Here is a 26540-nt window from a genome sequence, read left to right on the forward strand (position 1 = left end):
CGCAGTGGCTCAGAACAGCTGCGCCGCCAGTGCCTTGTAGACACTGAAGACCTCGTCGTCGTAGACCTGCAGCTCGACGTCCGGGATGTCCGGGTGGGTGGCGTGGCGGGTGGTGATCACCTGGATGGCGACGTGGTTCGCGCCCTGCTCGTGGTGCTCACCGAGCTGCGCGGCGATCGCGGCCGCGTCGCCGTGGGCGACGACGGCGTCGATGAGGCGGTCGCTGCCGTCGCCGGCCAGGTCTTCGTCGGTGAAGCCCAGGCGGCGCAGGTTGCTCGTGTAGTTGGTGAGGCCCAGGTACGGGTGCTTGATGCGCGGCCGCGCGGTGTCGCGGGCGCGCGCCGGATCGGGGTCGAGCACGACCTTGTGCTCGGGCGCCAGCAGCGCGGACGGGCCGAGCGCCGCACGCGAGAGCCGCGTGTGCGCCGGCGGCACGAGGTAGGGCACCGATCCGCCCGCGCGCGAGGCGGTGAGCTCCAGCATCTTCGGCCCCAGCGCGGCGATCGCGCGGCCCTCCACCGGCACGCCGCCCGCGTCGAGGCCGTCGAGGTAACGCTTCATCGCGGCGAGCGGCTTGGTGAACTCCTGCGTCTGCTCCGGGTGCCCCGCGCCGATGCCGAGCCAGAACCGGCCGGGGAACCGGGAAACCAGCCGGTGGTACGCCTTCGCGGCGACGGCCGGGTCACCGTGCCAGATGTTGAGGATGCTCGTGCCGACCACGAGCGTCGAGGTGGCTGCCAGGAGTTCGTCGAGGCCGGCCAGGTCGGTCGGTGGGCCGGCGGCCCACAACGTGGAGAAACCGAGCTGCTCGATCTCCGTCGCCATCGCCGGGGTGGTCAGAGCGGCCGGTTGCCAGACGCCGTAGGCGCCGAGGTCGATCGTCATGCCTCCAGCGTGGCAACGAAAAAATGGACCGGCAAGTCCAAAAAAGAGGGGCTCCCCGCGACGGGGAGCCCCTCTTTTGGCGCGAGGGATCAGCCGGTCACACCGTCGGCCACCGCGGCCTTGGCGACGGCCGCCGCGACCTCCGGGGCCACGCGCGGGTCGAGCGGGCTCGGCACGATGCGGTCGGGGCCGAGGTCGTCGGTCGCGACGGCGACGATGGCGTCGGCCGCGGCCAGCTTCATGTTCTCGGTGATCGCGCGCGCACCGGCGTCGAGGGCGCCGCGGAAGACGCCGGGGAACGCCAGGACGTTGTTGATCTGGTTCGGGAAGTCACTGCGGCCCGTGGCGACGATCGCCGCGTAACGCGCCGCGTCGGCCGGGTGCACCTCCGGGTCCGGATTGGACAGTGCGAACACGATCGGGTCGTCGGCCATGGAGCCGAGCAGCTCGGGGTCGATCGTCGCGCTGGACAGGCCGAGGAACACGTCCGCGCCCTTCAGCGCGGCCTCGAGACCACCGGCGAGACCGGACTTGTTGGTCGTCGCGGCCAGCTGCTCCTTGATCGGGTTGAGGCCCTCACGTCCCGAGTGGATGATGCCGCGCGAGTCGAGCACCGTGACGTCCCCGACGCCGGCCTCCTGCAGGATCTTCGCGCAGGCCACCCCCGCCGCGCCCGCACCCGAGATGACCACGCGCTGGTCGGCGATCGCGCGGTCCAGCACCAGGTTCGCCCCGCGCAGCGCGGCGAGCGTGACGATCGCGGTGCCGTGCTGGTCGTCGTGCATGACCGGGCAGTCGAGCGCGGCCTTGAGCTTGTCCTCCAGCTCGAAGCACCGCGGCGCCGAGACGTCCTCGAGGTTCACCGCGCCGAACGACGGGCGCAGGCGCACCAGCGTCTCCACGATCTCGTCGACGTCGGTGGTGTCGAGCACCAGCGGGATCGAGTCGAGGCCACCGAAGGTCTTGAACAGCACCGACTTGCCCTCCATGACGGGCAGCGACGCGCTCGCGCCGATGTCGCCGAGGCCGAGCACCGCCGTGCCGTCGCTGACGACCACCACGAGACGGTCGGCCCAGGTGTACCGCTTCGCCTGGGCGGCGTCCTCGGCGATCGCCCGGCTCACCTTCGCCACGCCGGGCGTGTAGGCGATCGAGAGGTCGCGCGGGTCGGAGATGGGCCGGGTGGCCGCCACGGAGAGCTTGCCGCCCTCGTGCCCGGTGAAGATCTCGGCGTCGGTCACCGGAGCGGCGGTGGCGGCCGTGCTGGCCTGGTCGGTCATCGGGGTTCCTGTCGTCGTTTCCGGCGTTCGCCCCTCGGCGATCGCGGAACTCGCGGGGTGGATCTGCGTCACTGAATTACTCCTGGGACTGCGAGCGGGGGACCACTGGCGGCGGGCGAAGGCGCACCCGGCACCGATGGAACTTGTCCTCCGGACGGCAGCCCAGCGCGGTAGCGCCGGCCTGTCGGCGAGGCGTCACAGCGGCCATCCGATCCGTGGGGTGTGGCTGATGGCCGCGGACGCTGCGGTCTCCCAATCATGACAGGAGCCCCTCCGGAGGCGAACCCTCGGTGCGGCTCATGTCACAGATTCCGCGGACTTCCCGAGGAAAACCCCCGAAATACCCTTATTCCCAAGACGTCCGTCCGGTTTTGTTGAATGGTTCCGAACCGATTCAGTGATCACGGCCACCCGCATTTCGCGCCGCGCGGCACTCGATAAGGTGAGCGCATGCAATTCCGCCCGCTGAAGGTCGCCGACGCCTACGAGTTCACCCCCCGCGCGTTCCCCGACGAGCGCGGGCTCTTCGTGGCGCCGTTCCAGGAAGAGGCGCTCCTGAGCGCCACCGGGCACCCGATGCGCGTGGGCCAGACCAACCACAGCGTCTCCCGCCGCGGCACCATCCGCGGCGTGCACTTCGCCGACGTACCGCCGGGCCAGGCGAAGTACGTCTACTGCCCGGCCGGCTCCCTGCTCGACGTGATCATCGACGTGCGCACGGGCTCCCCCACCTTCGGCCAGTGGGATGCCGTCCTGCTCGACGCGAAGGACTTCCGCGCCGTGTACGTCGCCGAGGGCCTGGGCCACGCGTTCGTCGCGCTCGAGGACAACACGGCGATGGCCTACCTGTGCTCGGAGCCGTACAACCCCTCGGGCGAGCACGGCATCAGCCCGCTCGACCCCGCGCTCGACCTGCCGTGGCCCGCCGATCTCACGCCGATCGTGTCCGAAAAGGACCGTTCCGCCCCGACGCTGGCGGAGGCGGAGGAGCAGGGACTGCTGCCGGCGTACGCCGATTGCACGGCGTTCTACGAGAAGCTGCGCTCGGCTCACCGCTGAGTTCCGGCCGATCCGTGGCGGTTCTCGCCGTTGCTCTTTTAGTATGCGCACATATAGTATGCCCGCATGGCACTGTACGAGTACGAGCACACCGAGACCACCACCGCGCCGGCGTCGGCCATCTGGCCACTGTGGACGGACACCTCCCGCTGGCCCGAATGGGACGCGAGCCTGCGGGAAGTCGCGCTGGACGGCCCGTTCGAGGCGGGCACCAGCGGCACCATGACGATGCCGGACCTGCCGCCGATCCCGTTCACGCTCACCGCCGTCGACTACGGCCGCGGGTTCACCGACGAGACACGGCTGCCCGACGCCACGCTCGTCTTCGACCACCGGCTGGAAGACGCCGAGGACGGCACGCGCATCGTCTACCGCGTGACGGTGGACGGACCGCCGGAGCTGGGCCCGGCGGTCACCGAGGACACCCCGGACGCCATGCGCGCGCTGGCGCGGCTCGCCGAGGCATCCTTGCGGGCATGACCGCTCCGGAGTCCCGCCTGCCCGGCCCCGACGCGAGCCCCGGCTTCCTGCTGTGGCGCGTCACGCTGGCCTGGCAACGCGTGATGCGCGCGGCGCTGGCGCCGCACGACCTCACGCACGTCCAGTTCGTGCTGCTCACCACCACGTGGTGGCTCACGCGATCCGGCGAGCCGCCCACGCAGCGGCAGCTCGCCGAGCAGGCGGGCACGGACACGATGATGACCAGCCAGGTCGTGCGCAAGCTCGCGGACCGCGGGCTGCTGACCCGCGCCGACGACCCGGCCGACGCGCGCGCGAAGCGCCTGCAGCTCACCGGAGCCGGCTCGGCGCTGGTCGCGAAAGCACTGCACGACGTCGAAGACGCCGACGCGCGGTTCTTCGGCGGACTCGGCGAGCGGACCGGTGGGTTCGTGTCCGCACTGGCCGACCTGGGGACGTGAGGGCTCAGGCCAGCACGTCTTCCGCCAGCACCCGTTCCACGTTGCGCTCCGCCAGGGCCGTGATCGTGACGAACGGGTTCACACCCGTGCTGCCCGGGATGAGCGAGCCGTCCGTCACGTAGAGGTTGCGGTAGCCCTTCACGCGCCCGTGGTCGTCGGTCGCTTCGCCGAGGACGAGGCCGCCGAGGGGGTGGTAGGTGAAGCGGTTCTCGAACGGGCGGGTGTCGCCGAAGAGGTCGTGGCGGTAGATGGTGAGGTTGGCCGCGTTGATCTTGTCGAACAGCGCCTTCGCCGCGTCGATCGACGGCTGGCCCTGCGCGGCCGCCCACTGCAGCCTCGCCGAATCGGAGGCCGCATCGTAGGTGAAGTGCCCACGTTGCGGGTTCTTCGTGATGGCGAGATAAAGGCTCACCCACGTCTCGAGCCCGGCCGGCACGGGCGCGATCTCCGCGAACACCGGGTGCACGGGGTCGTGCCAGTTGTCGATGCCGAGTGCGGGCATGCCGGATTGCAGGCTGCCCGTGGTGTCCCAGACGTGGTTGGCGCGCCCCAGCATCACGTTGCCGTTGGTGCCCCAGCCCTGGCCCACCGCGTCGGGCAGGTCCGGCAGGCGGCCGGTTTCCCTTGCCCGCAACAGCAGTTCGGTGGAACCGACGCTGCCGGCGCCGAGGAAGAGGTGCTTCGCGGAAACGTGCTTGGTCGCGACGACCGCGCCGTACGGGTCGATTTCGCGCACCACCAGCGCGTACGTGCCATCGGGCTGCCGGACGATCTCGCGGACCTCGTGCAGCGTCTGGATCGTCACGTGGCCGGTGCCGACCGCGGCCGCGAGGTAGGACTTGTCGAGCGAACGCTTGCCGTGGTTGTTGCCGTAGATCACTTCCGACGCGAGCGCGGAGCGTTCGACCGTGCCGGCTTCTTCCTGTTCGAGGTAGGAGAAGTCGTAGACGCTGGGCACGAAGGTCGTCGCGAAACCGGCTTTCTGCGCCGCTTTCCGCGAAACGCGCGCGTATTGGTAGGAACGGCAGGTCTCGAACCACCGCTCGTCCACGGAGTTCACGCCGAGCCCGGCTCGCGCGCGCGGGAAGTACTTGCCGTACATTTCGCCGGCGTCCACCCGGGGCAGGATTTCCTCGAAGTACGAACGTTTCGGCGTCACGGCCATCGCACCGTTGACCAGCGAGCCACCACCGACGCCGCGGCCGAGGTACACGGACATGTCGCCGTAGTTCACGCGGTCGAGCACCCCGGCGTACGGCTTGATGTCGCGGTTGGCGATGTCGAGCCACAGGAAAGACGCGAGCGGCGCCTGGGTGCGGTTCTTGAACCACATCGAGCGCCGGTCGGGGTTCAGCATCTCGCAGAAAACCTTGCCGTCAGGCCCGGGATCGTGCCACAGCTGCCCCATTTCGAGCATCAGCGTGGGCACGCCGGCCTCGCCGAGACGCAACGCGGTGGCCCCGGCGCCGTAGCCGGTCCCGATGATCACGGCGGGCGAGTACCCGGGCAGGGGCGGGTTCACGGCGGCGCGGGCGCTGGCAGCGGAAATCCCGGTCAGTCCGAAGGCCGCGGCGGTGTTCAGCGCGGCGAGGCCGAGGAACCGGCGGCGCGTCAGGGCTGGCATGCCTGCATGGTGTCGGCGTGGTTCGGGAGCTGACAAGGCCGAAAATGAGCACTATTCGCATCCACCCAGTAAACGGCGTTAAGTTTCACTCGGCCGGGTCAATTCGCGAGTGACCCCGATCGCTGTTTTTCCGCGTCACCCAGATCGTGATGGTCGCCGTGACGACGGTCGTTCCGCGTGCGTCGAGAATCCGCACCGGCACCGGGAGATCGAACCCCTCGTCGCCGAACTCGGGCAGCTCCGGCAGTTCGGCGACGGCGCGCAGGCCCGTGGTCGCCTTGGCGAGGTACCGCACGTCCATACCCTTGGGCAGCCAGCGGTGCGACGGCGGCACGGTCACCTCCGCGAGCATGCCCATCGCGATCTCCGCGAGGTTGCACGCGGCGATCGCGTGAAAGGTCCGGATGTGGTTGTGAACACCCCACCACTTCGGCGCGGTGACCGAACAGTGCCCCGGACGCAGCTGCCGCACCGACGGCAGCACCGTCCCAAAGTAGGGCACGCGCAGGCACATCGCGGCGGAAAACAGCTGCTTGCCACCGGGTTTGCCGGCCAGCCGGCGCCACAGCGCGAACGTCGGGCTCGTGCCCATCCGAACCTCCCCTCTACCTACTCGCCAGTAGGTAAACACAGTACGCGACCTGCCCGCAAACGGGCGCGGGGCTATATTCGGGCTCGTGGCACATCGGCTCTTCCTCCTCAGGCACGGCCAGACCGAGTGGTCCGTCAACGGCAGGCACACCGGACGCACCGACATCCCGCTCACGGCGGCCGGTGAGGACCAGGCGCGCGCGGCGGGCGGCACCCTGCGCACCCTGCTCGGTGGCCCCAAGCTCGTGATCTCGAGCCCGCGTGAACGCGCGAAGCGCACGGCCGAGCTCGCCGGCCTGCGCGTGGACGAGCTCACCGAAGACCTCGCCGAGTGGGACTACGGCGACTACGAAGGCGTCACCACGCCGAAGATCCGCGAAACGGACCCGGGCTGGACCGTGTGGACGCACCCGATCCCGGGCGGGGAGAGCGCGGCGGACGTGGCCGCGCGCGCCGACAAGGTCCTCGACCGCGCGCGCCGCGAGATCGACAACGGCGACGTGGTCCTGGTGGGCCACGGGCACTTCAGCCGCGTGCTGGTGGCGCGCTGGGTCGGCCTGCCCGCCACCGCGGGTGTCCACTTCGGACTGGACCCGGCCGGCATCGCCGTGCTGGGCGACGAACGCGGCGAGCCCCAGGTCGAGCACCTGAACCTGCTGCCCGCGCTGGAAGGCTGAGCACTTGACCGACCCCCGTGTCCGGCGGATCCGGCCCGAAGACGTCGACGCCGTGGTGGAACTGGTCTACGCACTCGCCGAGTTCGAGCGCGCGCCGGACGAATGCCACCTCGAAGCACCGCAGCTGCACAAAGCGTTGTTCGGTCCCGCACCGGCGCTGTTCGGCCACGTCGCGGAAGTCGACGGCCAGGTGGCCGGGTTCGCCTTGTGGTTCCTGAGCTTCTCGACGTGGCGAGGCACGCACGGCATCTACCTGGAAGACCTGTTCGTGCGTGCCGAACTGCGCGGCTCCGGGCTGGGCAAGGCACTGCTCGCGGCACTGGCCGCCGAGTGCGTCGAGCAGGGTTACCAGCGGCTGGAGTGGGCGGTGCTGAACTGGAACCCGGCCGTCGGGTTCTACCGGGCGCTCGGCGCGCTGCCGCAGGACGAGTGGACCACCTACCGCCTCACGGACGCACCACTGAAGGCGCTGGCCGCGGAAAGCTGACGCCGCCGGACGCGTCACTCCTTTTCGTGGCGCTCGCGTTCCTCGCGGCGCCCGGCGAGGCCACCGCGTTCGGCTGCTTCTTCTTCCGTCTCGCCTTCGCGCAGGCCGAGCGCCCACGCGCGGGCCGGGCGGCGGAAGAGCAGCACGAGCGCCGCGAGGCCGCACACGCCGATCGGCACACCCCAGGCCGGCTGGCCGGACGGGCCGAGCACGTACCAGCCCACGCCCATGAGCAGCAGCGCGACCACGACACCGGGCGAACGCGCCCACTGGCGGCCGAGGACCAGTCCCGCCGAGGCGGCCAGGAACGCGATCGCCAGCACGGCGTAGGTGCCGAACTCGGCCCAGATGTTGTTGCCGGGCTGCGACGGCTCCTGCAGTCCGCGCACGAGGATCACGACGCCGAGCACCAGGAGCCCGAGACCGGGCAGCGCGGTGAGGATCCCGGCCAGCCGGACCTCGAACGGGGTGGGCGGCTGGTTCTCGTCGAGCGACACGGGTGCGGCCTTCCAAGCTGCTTTGCGGGAGCACAGCGACCCGACCTGCACGGGTCACGGTGGGTGAGCGGTTTCGATCGTATGCCACCCGGTCGGCCGTTTTCGCGGGGCGCCGGGCACGTGAAAATCGGGGTTGTCGTCGATGAGCGGGCGGTCGGCCCGGGTGCACTTGTCACGACGAGCGGATGTTCGCCGTACGCAAGGGAGGATCGCCCGCCACAGGGTCATCGGACGCAGTACTGGCGCGTTCCCGAACGCAGCACCGGCGCAGATCTGGGGCGCCGTTCACCGTGCTGAGCTTCGCGTCACCTTGTGCCGTCGAAGGTTCTCCAGCCGGGCGAACGTCACCTACGCTGCGGAAGTGCGCGCCATTCTCGTCGTGAACCCGCAGGCCACCTCGACCACCGCCGGTGGCCGGGATGTGCTGGCGCACGCGCTGGCCAGCCAGGTGAAGCTCGACGTCGTCGAGACGGACTACCGCGGCCACGCGATGGCCGTGGCGCGCTCGGCGGCCCGTGACGGTTTCGACCTGGTCGTGGCCCACGGCGGCGACGGCACGGTCAACGAGGTCGTCAACGGTCTCCTCGCGGACTCCACCGGCGACCCGGGCGAGCTCGGGGGCGTCCCGATGCTCGGCGTGGTGCCCGGCGGCTCGGCCAACGTGTTCGCGCGCGCTCTCGGCCTTCCCGTGGATCCCGTCGAGGCGACGCACCAGCTGCTCAACGCGCTCGAGAACGACCGGCGCCGCCGCATCGGCCTCGGCCTCGCCGACGGGCACTGGTTCACCTTCAACGCCGGGCTCGGCTGGGACGCCGACGTGGTGGGCCGCGTCGCGAAGCGGCGGGGCAAGGAAACGAGCGCGACGCTCTATCTCCGCGCCTCGGTGCGCTCCTACTTCCGGCCGCCGCTGGGCCGGCCGGCCCTGACCGTGCGGATCCCGGGCGAGGAACCCACCGAGGTGGTGACCGCGTTCGTGTCCAACACCGATCCGTGGACCTACCTGGGTGATCGCGCCATCCACCTCAACTCGGGTTGCTCGTTCGAGACGGGATTGGGCTTGTTCGCGTTGAACGGTCTGCGGTTGCCCACCGTGTTCACGCATGTACGCCAAGCTTTGCTCACGAAGAGCGACCAGCACGGGCGCCACCTGGTGCGCCACGACGACGTGCCGATGATCCGCATCGACGCAGCTGAGCCGGTGAACTTCCAGGTCGACGGGGACCTCGTCGGACAGCGGACGCGAGTGGAATTCCACAGCGTGCCGGATGCACTCACAGTAATCGTGTGACGGTGCGACCACTGATCGCCTGCGGCAAAGTGCATTTTGCCGCTCGTCGACGCAGAAGCTCCGCTCACCGCATCGCGCTTCCGCCACACGGTCCGTTTCGGACAGAAACCGCAGGTCAGAGGCGTCGCTCGGCCGGGTGAGCTGACTCACCGATCTTCGGGAAACCCTTGTCGAACGCGGTCCTTCGTGAAAGCATTCACAAGCACCCAAAAACACGACCGCCATGACGACTGTGGCGCGGCCCTCCCGCGCCACTATGAAGGAGCTCACGAACATGGACTGGCGCCACGACGCGTCCTGCCGAGACGAGGACCCCGAGCTGTTCTTCCCGGTGGGAACCAGCGGTCCGGCTCTGCTGCAGGTCTCCGAGGCGAAGGCCGTGTGCCACCGCTGCACCGTCGCTTCCGACTGCCTGGCCTGGGCTCTGGCCAGCGGCCAGGACGCCGGCGTGTGGGGCGGCATGAGCGAGGACGAGCGACGCGCGCTCAAGCGCCGCCGTACGCAGATCGGCACGCGTACCATCGCCTGAGCCTGAAGGCTCAGAAGCACCACAACCCTGAACTGGATTTGTCGCAGGGGGCCTTTGCGTCCCCTCCGCCTGCGACTTGGGGCGATACCCATCCGGTTTAAGCGTAACAACCGAGGTGAAACCGCCCGCACCCGGGTGCGCTGCACCTCACCAGGACTGAACAAGTCCTCCCGCGGAACGTCGTGAGGGCCGGTACCGATTCGTTCGGTACCGGCCCTTCGGCGTGTCCGGGGTTCTTCCGGCCGCGCCCTCGCCGTGCCCCTCGGATTCTTCCGGCGCGCGGGGTCCTTTCGACCGCACCCGCAGCCATGCCGAGTTCGGCACCAGCACTTCGCGCAACCGAAGGTTCTTCCGATGTGCCCCGTCGGCGCATCGGGCCCTTCGACCGCACCCGCGGCGTCGCCGAGACTTGTCGCCGCATCCGTCGGATGCGCCCCGCCGCCTGTCCGCGCTCTCCGCGGTGCCGCCGCCCCCTCACCCGCCGGCCGTCCGTTGTGGACTGATTCGCCCGGACAATTGCCTTGAGGTAGAAGATCTTTCGCGTTTGACGCTCCCCGCCACCCGCGTGAGCTCTCTCCACCGCCCGCGGTCCCGATGAGCGGCACGCCGTCGGTTGAACGTTTGCCGAACGGCTTCCGAACGGGACGCGACCCAAGCCTGCGCGGCACCCTCTCTCGCACACCCTGACAGCTCGCACAGCATTGCCATTTGACGATACTGTGTCTCACACACTATCGTGACAAGCGTGAAAGACACCGACTTGCTGGACGCGCATCGGCAGGAGCTGTGGCGGGGGACGGTCGTGCTGGCGAGTCTGCTGGCGCTGCAGAAGCCCGGGTACGGCTACGGACTGCTCGACGCACTGGAGCGCGCGGGGGTGCCCGCGCCGGCCAACACGCTGTACCCGCTGTTGCGCCGCCTGGAGGGTCAGGGGCTGCTGACCAGCGAGTGGGACACCTCGGGCGCCCGGCCGCGGAAGTTCTACCGCACCAGCCGCGACGGGCTTCGGCTCGCGCGGGAGCTGCAGAAGGAGTGGCGCGCGATCGACACCGCGCTGAGCCGGCTGGACACCGAAGCCGACCCGGAGACGAACACCGGAGCAGACACCGAACTGGGGGAACAACCATGAGCACCACACTCACCGACCGATATGTGGCCGCCGCCGTGCGGCACGTCTCGGGCAAGCACCGCGGCGAGATCGACCGCGAGCTGCGCGCCGCGATCGCCGACGACGTCGAGGCACGGGTCTCGCTCGGGGAGAGCCCGGGCCAGGCCGAGTACGCGGCGCTGGCCGAGCTCGGCGACCCGGCCCAGCTGGCGACGCGGTACGCGGACAAGGCGACCGTGCTGATCGGACCGGCGAACTACCCGAGCTACGCCAAGGCGATGCGGCTGCTGAGCGCGACCGTGCTGCCGATCACCTACCTCGTGAACGCGATCGGGCACTGGGTGCGCGGCGAAAACGTTGCGGCGGCGATCTTTTCGCCCCTGGGCGTGACGCTGACCGCCGCGGTGTACCTGTTCACCGGGGTCACCGTCCTTTATGTACTGCTCGATCGCTTCGGCAGCGAGCGCGGCCCCGGCGAACCCGACGAGGACTGGAAACCCGACCAGCTCCCGTTCTCCGACGCCACGGCGACCACCACGTGGAGCGAGGTCGGCAGTGGGATCGTGCTGGCGGTCCTGCTGGTGGTGGCGCTGTTCGTGCAGCGCTCGGCCACGCTCGTGACCACGGCGTCCGGCTCGCGGGTGCCGGTGCTCGACCCCACGTTGTGGGGGTTCTGGGTGCCGTTCTTCGTTGTCGTGCTGGTGCTTTCACTCGCACTGGCGGTGGCGAACCTGCGCCTGGGCCGCTGGACGCTCGTGACAGCGGTCGCCGGAACCGTGCTCATCCTCGCGGCGACGGGACCGCTCGCGTACCTGTTCTTCGAAGCGCGCGTGCTCAACCCCGCGCTCGGCAGCGTCTTCACCTCCACCGGCAGCTGGATCGGCTGGCTCGCGCTGGTCGTCCTGGCCGCCATCACCGTCGCCGTGCTCGCCAAGACCTGGAGCCACCGCGACCGTCAGCGGATCGAGGTCCCGTGATGACCACACTCGCCCCTCCCGAAAAGCCTGCCGCTCCCCCGGAACTGCGCCGGGAGCTGATCGTCAACCTCGCCATCAACCTGGTCGCCCCGGCCGCGCTCTTCTACGGCCTGCGCGCGCTCGGCGTGAACCAGTGGCTGGCGCTGCTGGCGGGTGTCGTCCCGCCGGCCGTGCGCGCCGTGCAGACAGTGATCACGAAGCGGCGCGTGGACACGCTCGCGGTGTTCACGCTGAGCATCCTGGTGCTGAGCGTCGCGACGTCGTTCCTGTCCGGCAGCCCGCGGTTCCTGCTGGCCAAGGACGGCTGGATGACCGCGGCCGCCGGGCTCTGGATGCTGGCGACCCTGCTGCGCACACCGTTCCTGTACCAGGTGCTGCGGTCGTTCCTCGGCCAGGAGGCGCGCGAACGCATCGAGCGCAACTGGCTCGGCTCACCCACCTACCGCCACGTGCTGCGCGTGGCCACCGCGATGTGGGGCGTCGTGCTCGTGCTCGACGCCGGAGTTCGCGTGGTGCTGGCGTACGCGCTGCCCGTGGACCGGGTGCCGTTGATCAGCGGTCTGCAGTACGTCGCCGTGTACCTCGCGCTCGAGGTCGCCACGCGGGTCTACGCCCGTCGCAAGAGTGTCGCCGCCGCCATCGCGGCCGAAGTCGGAGAGGAGACGCGGGCATGACCGTCGTGCTGATCACCGGAGGTTCGAGCGGGATCGGTGCCGCAGTGGCGCGGCACTTCGCGGCCGAGGGCGCGCGGGTGGTGGTGGCCGACGTCGACGAGGTCGCGGGCGCCGAGGTCGCCGCCGAGGTCGGGGGCCTGTTCGTACGTACCGACGTCACGCGGCCCGAGGACAACGAAGCCGCCGTGGCCGCGGCGGTGAGCGAGTACGGCGGCCTCGACGTCGTGCACCTCAACGCCGGCACCGGCGGCGCGGGCGGCCTCGACGACTTCGACCTCGAACGCTACCGCCGCGCGTTGGCCGTGAACGTCGACGGCACGATGTTCGGCCTCCGCGCCGCAGTCCCCGCGCTGCGGGCTCACGGCGGGGGCGCGATCGTGGTGACGTCGAGCCTCGCGGGCATCTCGCCGGCCACGTTCGACCCGGTGTACTCGGCGAGCAAGCACGCGATCATCGGCCTGGTGCGGTCGCTGGCCCCGGCCTGTGCCGATTCGGGGATCACGCTCAACGCCGTGTGCCCGGGGTTCGTGGAGACGCGGATGATCGGCGGGCTCAAGGACACGCTCGTGGCCAACGGCCTGGCCGTGGCGTCTCCGGCGGAAATCGCGGCCGCGGTCGCGACGATCGCCGCGGGCGAGGGCACCGGCGAGGCGTGGATGCTGCAGGCCGGGCGGGCTCCGGAACGCGTCGAGTTCCCGGTCGTCGAGCTCAGCCAGGCGTGATCAGGACTCGTGAGTGCCGGCTTCGGCACTCACGAGCCGCGCGGTGAGGTAGGCGTCGAGCTGGGCGGCGCCGGCGAGCAGGGCGCGGCTGCGGGCGGTGAGCCGCTGCTGCCAGGCGTCGAGGAAGGCGCTCAAGGCGTCGGCCCCGCCCGCTTCGCGCAGTGAGTCGAGGAACTGGGCGACCTGGCGCAGCAGGTAGCCACCGCGGCGCAGCTGCCGGGCGATCTCGGCGTCGCGCACGCAGTCGGGTCCGTATGCGCGGTAGCCGGTGGCGCGGTCTCGTTCAGGTCGCAGGATGCCCTCGGTTTCCCAGGCGCGCAGCGTCGCCGGGTGCACGTCGAGGCGGCGGGCGAGCTCGCCGACGGTCAGCGGCGCACCTTGACGGGGCGCCGGAGCCGTGGACAGGCTGCTCAGGGCCGTCGCGACCTCGGTGCGGGTGTCGCGTTCGGCGAGCAGGGCGACGTGCGCGGCATCGATGAGCCGGTAGGCGGATTCGGTGTCATCGCGGTGGATCGAGCGCATGATCTCCACCGTCGGCTGGTGCCCGTGGCCCGACCGCAACGTCAGGAAGGCCCGCAGGGCCTGCGCGTGAAGAGGCGTGTAGCGGCGGTAGCCGGTGTCGCTTCGTTCGGTCGGCGGGAGCACGCCGGCGTCGTCGTAGTTGCGGACGGCCTGGGCGGACAACCCGTGCTCCCGGGCGAGGTCGATGGGGCGCAGGATGAACCTCCGTTTGAGGCTTTGTGTCGTCAACAGCAGGTGAATCGCTTCGAAGTTTCACTCGATTCTTCAACGATACGGTCGAGGATAGGTTTCTCTGGAAGGGGTTTTCCATGTCCACTGCCACCACCCTGCGCGGAATCGGCCGCGAAATCGGCGACGCGGCGAGCCTGGGCCGCGCCGTCGACGAGCTGCTGGCCGAGGCCCGGCCAGTCCTGCTCGCCCTCGGTGAGCCGACGCACGGGATCCAAGCGTTTCCCTTGCTGCGCAACGAACTTCTCGCCCACCTCGTCGAGCGGGGCTACCGGTCGATCTCGCTGGAGACCGACGTCTTCGCCGCGTCCGTCGTCGACGACTACGTGACCGGCGGCGAGGCGGACCTCGACGAGGTGCTCAAGACCGGCTTCAGTCACGCGTTCGACCGGGTGCCGGGCAACCGGGAGCTCGTCGAGTGGCTGCGCGAGCACAACGCCGGCCGCGCGGCCGAGGACCAGGTGCGGTTCCACGGCTTCGACGCGCCGACGGAGACCACCTCCGCGCCGAGCCCGCGGCGCGCGCTGACCGCCGTGCTCGGCTACCTGCCCACGGCGTTGCGGCCGGCCTGGATCCACGACCTGGACGCGTTGCTCGGCGGCGACAACGACTGGACGAACGAGCAGGCCATGTACGACGCGGCCGCGTCCATCGGCGGCTCCGACCGCGCCCGCGAGTTGCGCATTGTCGCCGACGACCTGGCCGGCGCCCTCCACCGCGCGGCACCCGTGCTCCAGCCCGCCGATCCCACCGGCTACGCGCGCGCCACCGCACACGCACGCACCGCGGTGGGCCTGCTCCGCTACCACGCGGCGATGGCCTTCGCCGCGCCCGATCGGTTCGGGACCCTGCTCAGCCTGCGCGCCGAGATGATGGCCGACAACCTGCTCGCGATGCTCTCGCAGGAGCGGGACCGCGGGCCGAGCCTGGTGTTCGCGCACAACGTGCACCTGCAGCGCGTGCCGTCCACCCTGCGGATGGGCCCGGAGGAGGCGACGTGGGGCAGCGCGGGCGCGCTCGTCGCGTTGACTCTGGGCGAGCGCTACGTCTTCGTGGCCGCCGACGCCAACCCCCACGCCGAACCCGGCACCCTCCAGGGCGAACTGGCGGCGGCCACCACCCGTCGCGCGATGTTCAAGGCAGAGGCCTTGCGCGCGGCGCTGCCCCCGTCGACCGGCACGGGCGAGCCGATCCTGCCCGGCCACCTCCCGCTGAGCCCGGCCCAGGTCGACGGCGCCGACGCGGTCGTCTTCGTGGCCGACACCGACGGGCAGCGCGTCGAGTACTGGCGCTAGAGCCGACGGGACAGCGGGATGCGCAGCGCGGCCTCGGTGCCCGGCACCCGCGCGCCGGTGGAGTCCGTGCGTACCTTGCGCAGCGACAGGGACCCGCGCAGTTCCGACTCCACCAGCGTGCGCACGATCTGCAGGCCGAGGCCGTCGCTGCGTTCCAGGGAGAAGCCCGAGGGCAGGCCGCGGCCGTTGTCGCGGATGAGGACGTCGAGCCAGCGCGCGGAGCGCTCCACGATGATCTCGACCTTGCCCGGGCGGCCCTGGGGGAACGCGTGCTCGATGGCGTTCTGCACGAGCTCCGTCAGCACCATCACCAGCGGCGTCGCGATCTCGGCGACGACGATGCCGAACGAGCCCTTGCGCGTGAGCCCCACCTGCGACTCGGCGGTGGCGACCTCGCCGACCATCGGCAGGACGTTGTCGAGCAGCTTGTCGAGGTCCACGCGCTCGTCGACGGAGATCGACAGGGCCTCGTGGACCATCGCGATCGACGAGACGCGCCGCACGGACTCGCCGAGCGCGAGGCGGGCCTCTTCGCTCGTGGTGCGGCGCGACTGCAGCCGCAGCAGCGCGGCGACGGTCTGGAGGTTGTTCTTCACGCGGTGGTGGATCTCGCGGATCGTCGCGTCCTTGGACAGCAGCGCGCGGTCGCGGCGCTTGACCTCGGTGACGTCGCGGACCAGCACGAGCGCGCCCGCCGCCTGGCCCGACGGCCGCAGCGGCAGCGCACGGAACAGCACCACGGCGCCGCGACGCGAGTCGGCCTCCGTGCGGGTGGAGGGCTTGCCGTCGAGAGCCTCGATGATGCGGTGCGAGACCTCGGTGGCGTCGAACGGGTCGCGGATCAGCGAACGCGTCAAGGGCGCCAGCCGCTGCCCCACCAGGTCGGACTCGTGGCCCATGCGGTGGTAGGCGGACAGGCCGTTGGGGCTGGCGAACACGACGGTGCCGCTCGGATCGAGGCGGATGAGGCCGTCGCCGACGCGGGGGCTGGTGTGGGTATCGGCCTGGTTGCCGCCCGGGGGCGGGAACGTGCCGTCGACGATCATCTGGCACAGGTCGCCCGCGCTGCCCAGGTACGCGATCTCCAGCGGGCTCGGCACGCGCGGCGCGGCCAGGTTCGTCTCGCGGCTGAGCACGGCGATCACCTCGCCGCCGAAGGTCACCGGCACAGCTTCGCGGCGCATCGGCAGGTCGCGGTACCAGTGCGGGTCTTCCTCGCGGCCGATTTTCCGCTCGCGCACGGCCTTCGCCAGCTCCGGGTGCTCGGCAACGGTGAACCGCGTGCCGACGACGTCCTCGGGGTGCGCGGTGGGCGCGGTGGTGGGCCGGGCGTGCGCGACGCACACGAAATCGCCGCCCTCGGGCTGCAGGTCCTTCGCGACGGGGACCCAGAGCAGGAAATCGGCGAACGACAGATCGGCCAGCAGCTGCCACTCCGCGACGACGGTCTGCAGGTGGTCGGCCGCCTCGCCCGGAAGGCCGGTGTTCTCGGCGAGCAGGTCGGAAAGAGTGGACACGAGCTACTCGGCGACCACGAGTGCGTGGTGCGTGGTTCCTCCGGTCATCCGCCCATCAAACCAGAGCGCACGACGATCAGCACGGGCGCCGCAGGTGAACCGGGGCACGCATGACACACTGGAGCGGTTGACCCGAGCCCGGCAGGTGCTCCGGCACCCCGCACCCGGGCCATCCGGTGTGAATACGAGGAGTGAAGCATGTCGAAGCGCGCCCGCAAGCGTCGCGACCGCAAGAAGAACGGCGCGAACCACGGCAAGAAGCCCAACGCCTGATTCCGGCGTCCGGACGCGACACGGCCCCCGCACCAGCTGGTACGGGGGCCGTCGTCGTGTTCAGAGCGTGGGTTACTCGCCGGTGCGCTGCTCGACGGTGATCTCGGTCCGCTCGAGCGTCACGCCGCCGCGCGTGGCCACGGTCTGGCGAATCGAGGCGCGCAGTCGGCTCTTCAGCTCCGCCGGCGCCAGGTCACCGCCGCACTTGCGATGCAGCAGCTCCTTGATCTGCTCGTCGATGCCGTACTCCTCGAGGCACGGCGGGCAGTCCTCGATGTGGCGCCGCAGCTCGGCGTCGCGCAGCGGGCTGCACTCCTTGTCGAGGAGCAGGTAGATCTCCGAAAGCGCCTCTTCGCAGCGGACCTTGTCCTCGGTCTCCGGCGCGTCACCCGTGCTCATCGCTTCGCCACCTCCTCGCGGTCACCGCGGATGAAGCCGCGCTCGCGCGCGACGTCGGCCAGCAGGTCGCGCAGCTGGGCGCGACCGCGGTGCAGACGGGACATCACGGTGCCGATGGGCGTGTCCATGATCTCGGCGATCTCCTTGTACGCGAAGCCCTCGACATCCGCCAGGTAGACGGCCAGCCGGAACTCCTCGGGCAGCTTCTGCAGCGCCTGCTTCACGTCGGCGTCGGGGAGGTTGTCCATCGCCTCGACCTCGGCCGAGCGCAGCCCGCTGGAGGTGTGACTCTCCGCCTTGGCGATCTGCCAGTCGGTGATCTCCTCGGTGGGCTGCTGCACCGGCTGCCGCTGACGCTTGCGGTAGCCGTTGATGTAGGTGTTGGTGAGGATGCGGTACATCCACGCCTTGAGGTTCGTGCCGGCCTTGAAGGAGGCGAACGCCGCGTATGCCTTGAGGTAGGTCTCCTGGACCAGGTCCTCGGCGTCGGAGGGGTTCCGCGTCATCCGCATCGCGGCCGAGTACAGCTGATCGAGCAGGGGCATCGCGTCGCGCTCGAAGCGCTCCGCCAGCTCCAGCTCGTCGGCCGCCGTCTCCGGCGCGGTGTTCGGGGTGCTCGGCAAACCGTTCCCTTCCCGTTCGGCGTCGATGCGCTTCTGCGCATACGGCAACGCCGAGTTTACGCGGGGGCTCGGAACGCCCTGCTCGGTGCTGCGCCTACGAGGGCGGGCAGTGGTAAGCGTCGTGGTCACGTTTCTTTCAACAGAACGTGGCGGGCGTCCATTCCCGACCTCTTCGTAGACTCCGATCCCATGGCGGGCAAGGGAACACCGGCGACGGCGCTGCTCACAAAACACAAGGTCGCGCACACGCTCCACTCATACGACCACGACCCACGCGCCGAGTCGTACGGCCTGGAGGCCGTCGAAGCCCTGGGCCTGGAGGCCGCGCGCGTCTTCAAGACGCTGGTGGCGGACGTCGACGGCAAGCTCACGGTGGGCGTGGTCCCGGTCACCGGGTCACTCGACCTGAAGGCGCTCGCCGCCGCGGCCGGGGGCAAGAAGGCGCGCATGGCGGACCCCGCGGCCGCACAGCGGGCGACCGGCTACGTGCTCGGGGGGATTTCGCCACTGGGGCACCGGAGCCGCCTGCCGGTGGTGGTGGACGAGTCGGCTTCGGGATTTCCGACGGTGTACTGCTCGGCCGGGCGCCGGGGCCTCGAGGTGGAACTGGCGCCGGGCGATCTGGTGCGGCTGACGGGGGCGGTGGTGGCTCCGATCGCCGGCTGACGGATCTCGCCGGGCCGTTCATGGGTTGCGCCGGCCTTCTCTACTGCCGGCCTTCTCTACTGCCGGCCTTCTCTACTGCCGGCCAGACCCCACCGCCGTAGAGACCCCCACCCTCCCGGGGGCGTCCCTCGTTCCATTCTGCCGGCCCCCTCCGACGAACCCGGTGGTAAGCCACCGCGAAGGCCGAGTTGTCCACAACTGGGGGAAGCCTGTGGGCAACCGCCTTGACCCAAGACCGGGCCGCCACAACGCGATCACTCAGAGGTGCGGCCTCAACACCCGCCCCAGCCACTCCGCCGCGGCGCGCGACACCGCGTCGAGGTCGGCCGACAAGGTGTGGTCCCCCGAGACCATCACCACTTCGTGGTGCGGACCCGCCGAAGGGCGGCCGAAGGGATCGCGCTCGCCCTGCACCACCAGGGTCGGCACTTCCACCGCGTCCAGCTCCGGCTGCCGCGTCTTCTCCGGCCGGCCCGGCGGGTGCTCGGGAAACGCCAGGCACAGCACCGCCACAGCCTGGCCGGCCGAAGCCGTCCGGCAGGCGACCCGCGCACCGGAGGACCGCCCGCCGAAGACCAGCGGCAGGTCACCGAAGTGGGCCGACAGCTCGTCCGCCACGGCCAGCCAAGCGGTGTCCAGCTGATTGGCCGGCGCGGGCGCCCGGCGCCCCGCCACCCGGTACGGCTGCTCCACCAAGGCCACATGCACCCCGGCCGCCTTCGCGGCCCGCGCCACCGCGACCAGGTCCTTCGCCCCGATCCCGCCACCCGCGCCGTGGCCGAGCAGGAGCACGGCAGCACCGTCCTTCGCGCAGTGGAGCTCGGCGCGCGCGGGGCCGTGGGGGGTGTCGATCTCGAGGGTGGTCATCAGAACAGCGCGTCCGAGTCCACCGAGGGCTCGGCGCGGGTGAGCAGTTGGGGGCCGTTGTTGCGGACGTTGTTGACCAGCGTGGAGATCGGGCGCAGCTCGAGCGACTCGACGAAGTCGGGCGGTGTGGGCACGAGGAGACCGTCCACGGAGGACTGGTCCGGGTCGAGCCAGCCGTCCCAGTGCTCGCGCGGGACGATCAGCGGCATGCGGTCGTGGATGCCGCGCAGCTGGCCCTCGGCGTCCGTCGTGATGATCGAGAAGGTGATCAGCGGCTGCTCGTCCGACGAACCGTCCTTCGGGCGCCAGCTCTCCCAGATCCCGCCGAACGAGAGCGACGCGCCGGAAGGATCCGTCATGTAGAACGGCTCCTTCTCCTTGCCCGTGCGCCGCCATTCGAACCAGCCGTCGGCCGGCACCAGGCAGCGGCGCGACTTCAGCGCACGTTTGAAGGCCGGCTTTTCAGCCGCCGTCTCGGCGCGCGTGTTGATCATGCGCGAGCCGACGGAGGGGTCCTTCGCCCAGAACGGCACGAGGCCCCACTTCATGATCCGCAGCGACCGTTCGGCGGGCTCGTCCTCGAGCACCTGCCCCTCGGCGTCACGGGGGTGGCGCTGGACCACGGTGACGACGTTCTTGGTCGGCGCGACGTTGTAGTCCTCGCGCGCGGCACCCTCGGTCAGATCGACCGCGGCGAACTCGTCGATCAGTTTCGCGGGGTCCTTGGTCGCCGCGTAACGGCCGCACATGCCAGCCTCCTCGCACCTCTCAAGACGCCATCGTTACACGCAGGCCGGGCCGGGCGCGACCGGCATGGGATCATTTCGACCAGGCAGGACGGACCGGGAGGACGGTGGGCGGTTTGGCGCGAGGCGACTGGAGCAAGCTGGACGAATCCGACGTGCGGGTCCGTCCCGGCAAGGGCACCAGGCCCCGGACCAAACGCCGGCCCGAGCACGCCGACGCCGTCACCGCCATGGTGATCGGCAAGGACCGCGGGCGCTGGACGTGCGCCATCGACGCCGATCCGCTTCGTGTGGTCACGGCCATGCGCGCTCGCGAGATGGGGCGCGTCTCCGTGGTCGTCGGGGACATGGTCGCCGTAGTCGGCGACGTCTCGGGCCTGCCGGACACGCTCGCGCGCATCGTCCGCGTCGACGAGCGCACCAGCGTGCTGCGCCGCACCGCCGACGACACCGACCCGTACGAGCGCGTGGTCGTCGCGAACGCCGCCCAGCTGCTGATCGTCACCTCGCTCGCCGATCCCCCGCCGCGGACCGGCTTCATCGACCGTTGCCTGGTCGCCTGCTACGCGGGCGGGCTCGAACCCGTGCTCTGCCTCACGAAAGCCGACCTGGCCAGCCCCGACGAGCTGCTCGCGAGCTACGCCGGCCTCGACGTGCCCGCCATCGTCACGCGCCACGACGAGAAGCCCGAAGGCCTGGCCGAACGGCTGGAAGGCCGTGTGTCCGCATTGGTCGGGCACTCCGGCGTCGGCAAGTCCACCCTGGTCAACCGCCTGGTGCCCGACGCCGAGCTCGCCACGGGCGTCGTCAGCTCCGTCGGCAAGGGTCGACACACGTCCGTGGCGGCCGTCGCGCTGCCGCTGCCCCTGGCGGGCGGCGGCTGGGTGATCGACACGCCGGGCGTGCGGTCGTTCGGGCTGGCGCACGTGACCGCGGATGACATCGTGAACGCCTTCGAGGAGTTCGCCGAGGCCGCCGAGGAGTGCCCCACGAACTGCGGCCACCTCGGCCCGCCGGAGGACCCGGACTGCGCGCTCGACGCCGTCGTCACCGAAGGCCGCGCGAGCGCCGAGCGGCTGGCGTCGCTGCGTCGGCTGCTCGTTTCACGCGCGGGTGGCGCGGAGTAGGCGGGAACCGGCGACGGTCACCGCGCGTCCCATGATTACTCCGCAGGTGGACGGCACACCGGGTGATTCGTCACCCAAATCGTGACCTGAAGGGCGTAACCACTGCCCCGATCCAGCGATACTGCGGGTGGAGTAATGACCTTCATAGGGGGATTGCATGCGCAAAACCACTTTCGCCGTCGCCGCGGGTGCCGCGCTGGCACTCGTGCTGACGGGCTGTGGTTCGAAGGCTGAGAACGGGACCGCCGCGCCGGCGGGGGCGAAGCCGGAGCTGGGGCTGGCCGCGCCGTTCTCGAACGTGATCGAGCTGGCGACGGCGTCGAAGCAGGGCACGCAGAAGTCGAAGTCGTCGAAGGTCTCGATGGAGATGTCCGCGGCGGGCAACACCGTGACGGCTCAGGGTGTGGCGTCGTACGAACCGGGCAACCCGGAAATGTCGATGACCATGACGACCGAAGGCCAGCAGATGGAGATGCGGCTGGTCGACAAGACGATGTACATCAAGATGCCCGCCGCGCAGTTGGCGCAACTCGGCACCGACAAGCCGTGGGTGAAGATCTCGCCGGACGCCGACGACCCGATGTCTCAGGCGCTGTCCGGCAGCATGTCGCAGGCCGGGGACAACAGCGACCCGACGAAGATGCTGGACCAGATCGCCGAGGCCGGCAAAATCGTCAGCTCCGACCAGACCACGCTCGACGGTCAGCAGGTGAACCACTACAAGGTGGAGATCGACATCGCCAAGGCGATGGACAAGTTCACCCAGTCGATGCCTGCCGCCAGCAAGGCTCAGCTCGAGCAGGCCATCAAGGGCAAGGACATCAAGATCCCCGCGGAGATCTGGGTGGACAAGAACCAGCTGCCGCTGGAGATCACCATGGACGAGAGCTCCATGATGCAGGCGATGGGCGCGGGCGCGGCCGGGACCGGCAAGATGACGCTCAAGTACAGCGACTGGGGTACCCCGGTTACCGTCGCCGCTCCGCCGGCGGACCAGGTCACCGACCTGAGCGCGATGCTGAAGAAGATGGGTGGCTGACCCGCTTTCCCAGCTTGAAGGGGCGCCTCGACTCGTCGGGCGCCCCTTTCGCGTCACTGGCGGTAGCGCCGCTTCCCCCGAACGGGTTCTCGGGTGCACCTGTGCTTTTGTAGGGTCTCTTTCCGCCGGTCAGGACGGGGTTTTCCGGATGCGCAGGACGGCCGTGGCGTGCGCCGCGCTGCTCGTGATCGGCGGGTGTTCGGCTTCGCCCGAGCGGTTCTCCGACGCCCGCGCCCTGGCCGACGCGGCCGTCGCGGCGACGAACGCCGGCCACTCCGCGAAGTTCACCACCGACGTCGCCGCGGGCGCCCTCGTGTCCCACGGCCAGGGTGAGGCCGTGTTCGGCCCCGGCGGCACGTCGCTGCAGATGACCACCGACTACGTCGGCGAGCCGCTGGAGCTTCGCCTGGTCGCCCAGACGCTGTACGCGAAGGTCCCCCCGAGCGCCCTCGACCAGGTGACGGGCCGCAAACCCTGGGTGAAGGTGTCGCCCGACGGCAGCGACCCGTTCTCCCAGGTCCTCGGCGGCAGCCTCGCCCAGCTCGCCGAGCAGAACGACCCCGCGCGCACACTCGAACAGGTCCGCACCGCGGGCACGCTCACGTCCAGCGACGCGACGATCCTCGACGGCACCGACGCCGCCCACTACCGCGTCGACGTCGACCTGGCCCACCTCGGCGCCGAGCTCCCCGCGGGCCTCCCGGCCGACGCGCAGCTGGGCGACACGAAAGTCCCCCTCGACCTGTGGCTCGACGAGGACAACCGGCCCCTGCAACTGGTCCTCGACCTCTCCCCCGTCCTGCGCGGCTCCGGCGGCCAGGGCAGCGCCCGCATCATGGCCCGCTACTCGGCGTGGGGCTCGCCGGTCAACGTGACCGCCCCGGCGGCAGACCAGGTCGGCACGCTCATCGGCGGCTGACCGGCCCGGGCCGGTCGGCCTGGGTCCGGACCCGTGACGACAGGCGCGCCGCCGACGGGCCGCGGCAGGAAATCGCACCACCGCCGCCCAAGGCGCCGTAACCCGCCGCTGTCGGCGAGGTTCGGGCCTCCCGGCTCCGCACGAACCACCCGCGCCGAGTCACAGGGCGAGCGACCGATGCGCGCGAAGCTCAGCCCACTGCTGCGTGATCGGGCAGCGGCTCGCCGGCCCAGTGGTGCAGGGCCGTGGCAAGGCCGGCGGGGTCGGGGGTGTCCGTGGCCCAGGCGACGATGCCGTCCGGGCGGAGCAGGAGGCCGGTCGGGGTGGTGGGGGCGTCGGGGACGGTGGTGACGCGGGTGGACCACGGCGCGGCGAGGCGGGAGAACGCGCCGTCGGGAGTGCGGTCGAGCAGGGCGAACCCGCCGGAGTGGGCGTGGTCGGCGAGGCGGGAGCCGTCGGACAGCGGCACGTCCGGGGCGTGGCGGCCGGTCAGCGGGTGGTCGCCGGGGAGGTCGAGGTGCTGGGTGACGCCGGAGATCTTCTTGACGGCGTGGGTGGCGCCGTCGGGGGTGGCGAGCAGGTCGGCGACGACGGTGCGCAGCGCGGCCGACTGGGGGTCGCCGCGCAGGACGCCGATCTGGGCGCGCGTCCAGTCGAGGACCCAGGCGCCGAGGGGGCGGCGTTCGGCGTCGTAGGTGGCGAGCAGGCCGTCGGGGGCCCAGCCGGCGATGACGGCACCCAGTTTCCAGCCCAGGTTCATCGCGTCGCCGACGCCGAGGTTGAGGCCCTGGCCGCCGAAGGGCGGGTGGACGTGGGCGGAGTCGCCGGCGAGGAAGACGCGGCCGGAGCGGTAGGTGGCGGCCTGGCGGGTGTTGTCGGTCCAGCGGGTGGCCGTGCCGCGGAGGGCGGTGAGGGTGACGTCGGTGCCGGAGACGCGGCGCAGGCTGGCCTGCACCTCCTCCAGGGTGACGGGCGCGAAACGGTCGGCCGGGCCGCCGTCGAACTCGACGGTGGTCACGCGGCCGGGCTGCGGGCCGCAGCGGTAGGCGCCCGCGGCCGACCACGCCCAGCCGTCGGCGAGCTTCTCCGGGTCGGCGATGTCGGCGACGGCCAGGCGCCCCGTGAGCTCGGGGGCGGTGCCGGCGAAATCGATGCCGGCGAGGCGGCGGACGGCGCTGTGCCCGCCGTCGCAGCCGACCAGCCACGCCGTGCGCACCGGGCCGGCCGTGGTGCCGACGAGCACGCCGTCGCCGGTGTCCTCGAGCGACGTGACCTCCACCCCGCGCCGCACCGGCACGCCGAGCCGCGCGACGTGCTCGGCCAGCAGCGCCTCCAGCTCGCGCTGGGGCACCAGCCGCGCGCCGTCGACGGCGGCATGGGCGGCGAGGTCCGGATCGGACCAGTCGACGAGGTCGGGGTCGAGCACCATGCCCGCGAAGTGGCCGGTGAAGCGCGGACCTTCCCGTTTCCCGACCAGGCGCGCGAACGACCCCACCTGCCCGAGCAGCTCCCGCTGCACCCGCTCGGCCGCAGGCAGCAGGCCGCGGCGGTCGAGCGCCTCGGCCGTCGGCACGTTGATCGCACCGGCCTTCACCGCCACGTCGGGCTCGGTCAGCCGCTCCAGTACCTGCACTTTTGCCCCGGACAGGGCCAGCTCGGCGGCGAGCACGAGACCCACCGGCCCCGCACCGACCACGGTCACGTCCACGCGTTCAGACACGAACAATGTTCTACTTACGAACGTTGTTCGTGTCAAGCTAGGGTGGTCCCCGTGAACCCGCGAGAGCGACGCGCGGCGCGCCACCAGCCGCCGAACCTCCAGGCCGAGGCCCGACCGCGGCGCCGCCGCAAGACCCCGATCGTGGAGCAGGTCATCGACACGGCGCTCGACGTGACCGCCCGGGAGGGCTACGAGGCCCTGACCATGCGGCGCCTGGCCGACGCCCTAGACACCGGACCCGCGTCGCTCTACAACCACGTGGTCAACAAGGCCGACCTGGGCGAGCTGCTCATCGGACGGCTGTGCTCCGAGCTCACGCTGCCTTCGCCCTCCGCCGAGGAGTGGCGCGACCAGATCCGCGGCGTGTGCGAGCAGCTGCGCGACCAGTACCTGCGCTACCCCGGCATCGCCAGCGCCGCGTTCGCCATGGTCCCCACCGACCTGGAAGCCGTGCGCGTCCACGAGGGCATGCTCGCGATCCTGCTCACCGGCGGCGTCGCACCGCAGTCTGCCGCTTGGGCGATCGACGCGCTCCTGCTGTACGTCGCGTCCTACTGCCTGGAGCTCTCCATCGCCCGCCGCCGCTCGACCCGCGACGACACGGCCTGGGTCCTCGACCGCGACGAACTCCGCCGCCGCCTCACCGCCCTGCCCGCCGAGACGTTCCCCCACACCACGCGCCACGCCACCGAACTCACGGCCGGCGAGGGCCACGACCGGTTCGACTTCACGGTGGGGTTGATGATCGCCGGGCTCGGCCGCTGACCCCGTTCAGGCGGCGAACAGCGCAGACAACCGCGGCAACCGTTCCTGTACGTATTCGGGATCCTCGACGTCGAAGTCCGGGTCGAGCGGCGGCAGCGAGACAGGCGAATCCTCGGGAAGTGGTTCCCCGGTCGCCGCGAGATAGGCCGCGGAGGTGAAGTAAAGGATCTCTTCGCACTCCAGCTCCTCGCCTCCCGCGGCGGCGGCGCGCACGGCCGGCACGTCGGCCAGCGAGTCGGGGTCGGCGAGGGCGCGGGTGAAGACCTCGCGGCCCTGGGTGACGAGCCAGCCGCGGAAGTAGTCGAAGCCGTCGTCGGAGCAGCCGCCGTTGATGAGGTACGCGGCGGCCCACAGAGGGCTGCGGTAGGACTCCGCGAGGAGTCCGCCCAAAACCCCGTGCGCGGCAACGATTTCCGCGCGCGGGCGAGTCGCGAGGAGGTCGGCCGCGCGGGCGGCGACATCCTCGCGAATGGAGTCGATGAGCTGCCAGAAGTCGAGTTCCGTCACGGGACGGAA

At 70.9% G+C, this 26540-nt stretch carries 30 protein-coding genes; 17 read left to right on the top strand and 13 right to left on the bottom strand.

All coding sequences use genetic code 11. The features are described from left to right. Positions 1-9: 9 nt before the first annotated feature. Both AB0K15_RS16385 and AB0K15_RS16390 read right to left on the bottom strand, forming a co-directional pair. Positions 10-885 carry a TIGR03620 family F420-dependent LLM class oxidoreductase gene (locus AB0K15_RS16385; protein WP_364050190.1) on the bottom strand — a complete coding sequence of 292 codons (876 nt, stop codon included), beginning with the start codon at positions 883-885 and terminating at the stop codon, positions 10-12. 89 nt (positions 886-974) lie between these two features. Continuing rightward, positions 975-2165, bottom strand: a complete 1191-nt coding sequence (locus tag AB0K15_RS16390; RefSeq protein ID WP_364050192.1) for an NADP-dependent malic enzyme — start codon at positions 2163-2165, stop codon at positions 975-977. A 450-nt stretch (positions 2166-2615) separates the two neighbouring features. Between AB0K15_RS16390 and rfbC the strand changes: the two genes are divergently transcribed. From rfbC to AB0K15_RS16405, 3 genes are all read left to right on the top strand, one after another. After that, positions 2616-3224: a dTDP-4-dehydrorhamnose 3,5-epimerase gene (gene rfbC / locus AB0K15_RS16395; RefSeq protein ID WP_364050194.1), complete on the top strand. Its 609-nt coding sequence runs from the start codon at positions 2616-2618 to the stop codon at positions 3222-3224. A gap of 66 nt (positions 3225-3290) precedes the next feature. Beyond that, on the top strand, positions 3291-3704 hold the full coding sequence (locus tag AB0K15_RS16400; protein ID WP_364050196.1) for an SRPBCC family protein: 414 nt from the start codon (positions 3291-3293) through the stop codon (positions 3702-3704). Beyond that, positions 3701-4144, top strand: a complete 444-nt coding sequence (locus AB0K15_RS16405) for a MarR family winged helix-turn-helix transcriptional regulator (protein WP_364050198.1) — start codon at positions 3701-3703, stop codon at positions 4142-4144. Before AB0K15_RS16400 ends, AB0K15_RS16405 begins: the two co-directional genes overlap by 4 nt. Before the next feature lie 4 nt (positions 4145-4148). Here AB0K15_RS16405 and AB0K15_RS16410 read toward each other — a convergent pair whose 3' ends face one another. Together AB0K15_RS16410 and AB0K15_RS16415 are read right to left on the bottom strand one after the other, a co-directional pair. After that, positions 4149-5768, bottom strand: a complete 1620-nt coding sequence (locus AB0K15_RS16410; RefSeq protein ID WP_364050200.1) for a GMC oxidoreductase — start codon at positions 5766-5768, stop codon at positions 4149-4151. A gap of 85 nt (positions 5769-5853) precedes the next feature. After that, positions 5854-6360, bottom strand: coding sequence for a hotdog fold domain-containing protein (locus AB0K15_RS16415; RefSeq protein ID WP_364050202.1), 507 nt, complete (start codon positions 6358-6360; stop codon positions 5854-5856). A gap of 85 nt (positions 6361-6445) precedes the next feature. Here AB0K15_RS16415 and AB0K15_RS16420 point away from each other — a divergent pair, with 85 nt between their 5' ends. Together AB0K15_RS16420 and AB0K15_RS16425 are read left to right on the top strand one after the other, a co-directional pair. Further along, positions 6446-7036, top strand: coding sequence for an acid phosphatase (locus AB0K15_RS16420; RefSeq protein WP_364050204.1), 591 nt, complete (start codon positions 6446-6448; stop codon positions 7034-7036). Positions 7037-7040: 4 nt separating this feature from the next. Then, positions 7041-7523 (top strand): GNAT family N-acetyltransferase, encoded by a 483-nt coding sequence (locus tag AB0K15_RS16425; protein ID WP_364050206.1) that lies wholly within the window; start codon positions 7041-7043, stop codon positions 7521-7523. A 14-nt stretch (positions 7524-7537) separates the two neighbouring features. Here the strand turns inward: AB0K15_RS16425 and AB0K15_RS16430 are convergent, their stop codons facing one another. Further along, on the bottom strand, positions 7538-8020 hold the full coding sequence (locus tag AB0K15_RS16430) for a hypothetical protein (RefSeq protein WP_364050208.1): 483 nt from the start codon (positions 8018-8020) through the stop codon (positions 7538-7540). A gap of 361 nt (positions 8021-8381) precedes the next feature. Here AB0K15_RS16430 and AB0K15_RS16435 point away from each other — a divergent pair, with 361 nt between their 5' ends. From AB0K15_RS16435 to AB0K15_RS16460, 6 genes are all read left to right on the top strand, one after another. Then, positions 8382-9308, top strand: coding sequence for a diacylglycerol kinase family protein (locus AB0K15_RS16435; protein ID WP_364050210.1), 927 nt, complete (start codon positions 8382-8384; stop codon positions 9306-9308). Positions 9309-9582: 274 nt separating this feature from the next. After that, complete coding sequence (locus AB0K15_RS16440; protein WP_220247091.1) at positions 9583-9837, top strand: WhiB family transcriptional regulator; 255 nt, start codon at positions 9583-9585, stop codon at positions 9835-9837. Between the two features lie 745 nt (positions 9838-10582). Then, positions 10583-10966, top strand: a complete 384-nt coding sequence (locus tag AB0K15_RS16445; RefSeq protein ID WP_364050212.1) for a PadR family transcriptional regulator — start codon at positions 10583-10585, stop codon at positions 10964-10966. Next, positions 10963-11922, top strand: coding sequence for a permease prefix domain 1-containing protein (locus AB0K15_RS16450; RefSeq protein ID WP_364050214.1), 960 nt, complete (start codon positions 10963-10965; stop codon positions 11920-11922). The genes AB0K15_RS16445 and AB0K15_RS16450 overlap by 4 nt, the downstream gene beginning before the upstream one ends. Beyond that, positions 11922-12596 (top strand): VC0807 family protein, encoded by a 675-nt coding sequence (locus tag AB0K15_RS16455; RefSeq protein WP_364050216.1) that lies wholly within the window; start codon positions 11922-11924, stop codon positions 12594-12596. Before AB0K15_RS16450 ends, AB0K15_RS16455 begins: the two co-directional genes overlap by 1 nt. Beyond that, positions 12593-13318 (top strand): SDR family oxidoreductase, encoded by a 726-nt coding sequence (locus tag AB0K15_RS16460; protein ID WP_364050218.1) that lies wholly within the window; start codon positions 12593-12595, stop codon positions 13316-13318. Before AB0K15_RS16455 ends, AB0K15_RS16460 begins: the two co-directional genes overlap by 4 nt. Here AB0K15_RS16460 and AB0K15_RS16465 read toward each other — a convergent pair whose 3' ends face one another. Further along, positions 13319-14035, bottom strand: coding sequence for a MerR family transcriptional regulator (locus tag AB0K15_RS16465; protein ID WP_364050905.1), 717 nt, complete (start codon positions 14033-14035; stop codon positions 13319-13321). Between the two features lie 113 nt (positions 14036-14148). Between AB0K15_RS16465 and AB0K15_RS16470 the strand changes: the two genes are divergently transcribed. Then, positions 14149-15363, top strand: coding sequence for an erythromycin esterase family protein (locus AB0K15_RS16470; RefSeq protein WP_364050220.1), 1215 nt, complete (start codon positions 14149-14151; stop codon positions 15361-15363). Here the strand turns inward: AB0K15_RS16470 and AB0K15_RS16475 are convergent. The 3 genes from AB0K15_RS16475 to AB0K15_RS16485 form a co-directional block, all read right to left on the bottom strand. Further along, positions 15360-16880 carry a histidine kinase N-terminal domain-containing protein gene (locus AB0K15_RS16475; RefSeq protein WP_360594395.1) on the bottom strand — a complete coding sequence of 507 codons (1521 nt, stop codon included), beginning with the start codon at positions 16878-16880 and terminating at the stop codon, positions 15360-15362. The genes AB0K15_RS16470 and AB0K15_RS16475 overlap by 4 nt on opposite strands. A 345-nt stretch (positions 16881-17225) precedes the next feature. Beyond that, positions 17226-17552, bottom strand: coding sequence for a mycothiol system anti-sigma-R factor (gene rsrA / locus AB0K15_RS16480; RefSeq protein WP_364050222.1), 327 nt, complete (start codon positions 17550-17552; stop codon positions 17226-17228). Then, a complete protein-coding gene (locus AB0K15_RS16485; protein WP_220244018.1) occupies positions 17549-18175 on the bottom strand; it encodes a sigma-70 family RNA polymerase sigma factor in 627 nt (208 codons plus the stop codon). Before AB0K15_RS16485 ends, rsrA begins: the two co-directional genes overlap by 4 nt. Before the next feature lie 189 nt (positions 18176-18364). Between AB0K15_RS16485 and ybaK the strand changes: the two genes are divergently transcribed. Further along, positions 18365-18841 (top strand): Cys-tRNA(Pro) deacylase, encoded by a 477-nt coding sequence (gene ybaK / locus AB0K15_RS16490; RefSeq protein WP_364050224.1) that lies wholly within the window; start codon positions 18365-18367, stop codon positions 18839-18841. Positions 18842-19099: 258 nt separating this feature from the next. Here ybaK and AB0K15_RS16495 read toward each other — a convergent pair whose 3' ends face one another. Both AB0K15_RS16495 and AB0K15_RS16500 read right to left on the bottom strand, forming a co-directional pair. Beyond that, positions 19100-19708 carry an alpha/beta family hydrolase gene (locus tag AB0K15_RS16495; RefSeq protein WP_364050226.1) on the bottom strand — a complete coding sequence of 203 codons (609 nt, stop codon included), beginning with the start codon at positions 19706-19708 and terminating at the stop codon, positions 19100-19102. Further along, complete coding sequence (locus tag AB0K15_RS16500) at positions 19708-20457, bottom strand: SOS response-associated peptidase (protein ID WP_364050228.1); 750 nt, start codon at positions 20455-20457, stop codon at positions 19708-19710. The genes AB0K15_RS16495 and AB0K15_RS16500 overlap by 1 nt, the downstream gene beginning before the upstream one ends. A 113-nt stretch (positions 20458-20570) precedes the next feature. On the opposite strand from AB0K15_RS16500, the gene rsgA reads away from it, so the two are divergent. The 3 genes from rsgA to AB0K15_RS16515 all read left to right on the top strand — a co-directional run bounded on the left by rsgA (position 20571) and on the right by AB0K15_RS16515 (position 23539). Then, positions 20571-21581, top strand: a complete 1011-nt coding sequence (gene rsgA / locus AB0K15_RS16505; protein ID WP_364050231.1) for a ribosome small subunit-dependent GTPase A — start codon at positions 20571-20573, stop codon at positions 21579-21581. Between the two features lie 157 nt (positions 21582-21738). After that, a complete protein-coding gene (locus AB0K15_RS16510; RefSeq protein ID WP_364050234.1) occupies positions 21739-22620 on the top strand; it encodes a hypothetical protein in 882 nt (293 codons plus the stop codon). Positions 22621-22768: 148 nt separating this feature from the next. Further along, on the top strand, positions 22769-23539 hold the full coding sequence (locus tag AB0K15_RS16515) for a hypothetical protein (protein WP_364050237.1): 771 nt from the start codon (positions 22769-22771) through the stop codon (positions 23537-23539). A 190-nt stretch (positions 23540-23729) separates the two neighbouring features. Here AB0K15_RS16515 and AB0K15_RS16520 read toward each other — a convergent pair whose 3' ends face one another. Then, complete coding sequence (locus AB0K15_RS16520; protein ID WP_364050240.1) at positions 23730-25259, bottom strand: FAD-dependent monooxygenase; 1530 nt, start codon at positions 25257-25259, stop codon at positions 23730-23732. Between the two features lie 51 nt (positions 25260-25310). Between AB0K15_RS16520 and AB0K15_RS16525 the strand changes: the two genes are divergently transcribed. After that, a complete protein-coding gene (locus AB0K15_RS16525; RefSeq protein WP_364050243.1) occupies positions 25311-26024 on the top strand; it encodes a TetR/AcrR family transcriptional regulator C-terminal domain-containing protein in 714 nt (237 codons plus the stop codon). A 6-nt stretch (positions 26025-26030) separates the two neighbouring features. Here the strand turns inward: AB0K15_RS16525 and AB0K15_RS16530 are convergent, their stop codons facing one another. Then, entirely contained in the window at positions 26031-26531 is a 501-nt protein-coding gene (locus AB0K15_RS16530) for a DUF4240 domain-containing protein (protein ID WP_364050246.1), read from the bottom strand. Positions 26532-26540: the final 9 nt, after the last annotated feature.

This window comes from Amycolatopsis sp. NPDC049253 (assembly GCF_040678995.1).
GTDB lineage: Bacteria > Actinomycetota > Actinomycetes > Mycobacteriales > Pseudonocardiaceae > Amycolatopsis.

Bases quoted from the DNA above. Each gene is read 5' to 3' on its own strand.
- AB0K15_RS16385 (WP_364050190.1), bottom strand. From the start codon at position 885: ATGACGATCGACCTCGGCGCCTACGGCGTCTGGCAACCGGCCGCTCTG.
- AB0K15_RS16390 (WP_364050192.1), bottom strand. From the start codon at position 2,165: ATGACCGACCAGGCCAGCACGGCCGCCACCGCCGCTCCGGTGACCGAC.
- rfbC (WP_364050194.1), top strand. From the start codon at position 2,616: ATGCAATTCCGCCCGCTGAAGGTCGCCGACGCCTACGAGTTCACCCCC.
- AB0K15_RS16400 (WP_364050196.1), top strand. From the start codon at position 3,291: ATGGCACTGTACGAGTACGAGCACACCGAGACCACCACCGCGCCGGCG.
- AB0K15_RS16405 (WP_364050198.1), top strand. From the start codon at position 3,701: ATGACCGCTCCGGAGTCCCGCCTGCCCGGCCCCGACGCGAGCCCCGGC.
- AB0K15_RS16410 (WP_364050200.1), bottom strand. From the start codon at position 5,768: ATGCCAGCCCTGACGCGCCGCCGGTTCCTCGGCCTCGCCGCGCTGAAC.
- AB0K15_RS16415 (WP_364050202.1), bottom strand. From the start codon at position 6,360: ATGGGCACGAGCCCGACGTTCGCGCTGTGGCGCCGGCTGGCCGGCAAA.
- AB0K15_RS16440 (WP_220247091.1), top strand. From the start codon at position 9,583: ATGGACTGGCGCCACGACGCGTCCTGCCGAGACGAGGACCCCGAGCTG.
- AB0K15_RS16450 (WP_364050214.1), top strand. From the start codon at position 10,963: ATGAGCACCACACTCACCGACCGATATGTGGCCGCCGCCGTGCGGCAC.
- AB0K15_RS16455 (WP_364050216.1), top strand. From the start codon at position 11,922: ATGACCACACTCGCCCCTCCCGAAAAGCCTGCCGCTCCCCCGGAACTG.
- AB0K15_RS16460 (WP_364050218.1), top strand. From the start codon at position 12,593: ATGACCGTCGTGCTGATCACCGGAGGTTCGAGCGGGATCGGTGCCGCA.
- AB0K15_RS16470 (WP_364050220.1), top strand. From the start codon at position 14,149: ATGTCCACTGCCACCACCCTGCGCGGAATCGGCCGCGAAATCGGCGAC.
- rsrA (WP_364050222.1), bottom strand. From the start codon at position 17,552: ATGAGCACGGGTGACGCGCCGGAGACCGAGGACAAGGTCCGCTGCGAA.
- ybaK (WP_364050224.1), top strand. From the start codon at position 18,365: ATGGCGGGCAAGGGAACACCGGCGACGGCGCTGCTCACAAAACACAAG.
- AB0K15_RS16495 (WP_364050226.1), bottom strand. From the start codon at position 19,708: ATGACCACCCTCGAGATCGACACCCCCCACGGCCCCGCGCGCGCCGAG.
- AB0K15_RS16500 (WP_364050228.1), bottom strand. From the start codon at position 20,457: ATGTGCGGCCGTTACGCGGCGACCAAGGACCCCGCGAAACTGATCGAC.
- AB0K15_RS16510 (WP_364050234.1), top strand. From the start codon at position 21,739: ATGCGCAAAACCACTTTCGCCGTCGCCGCGGGTGCCGCGCTGGCACTC.
- AB0K15_RS16515 (WP_364050237.1), top strand. From the start codon at position 22,769: ATGCGCAGGACGGCCGTGGCGTGCGCCGCGCTGCTCGTGATCGGCGGG.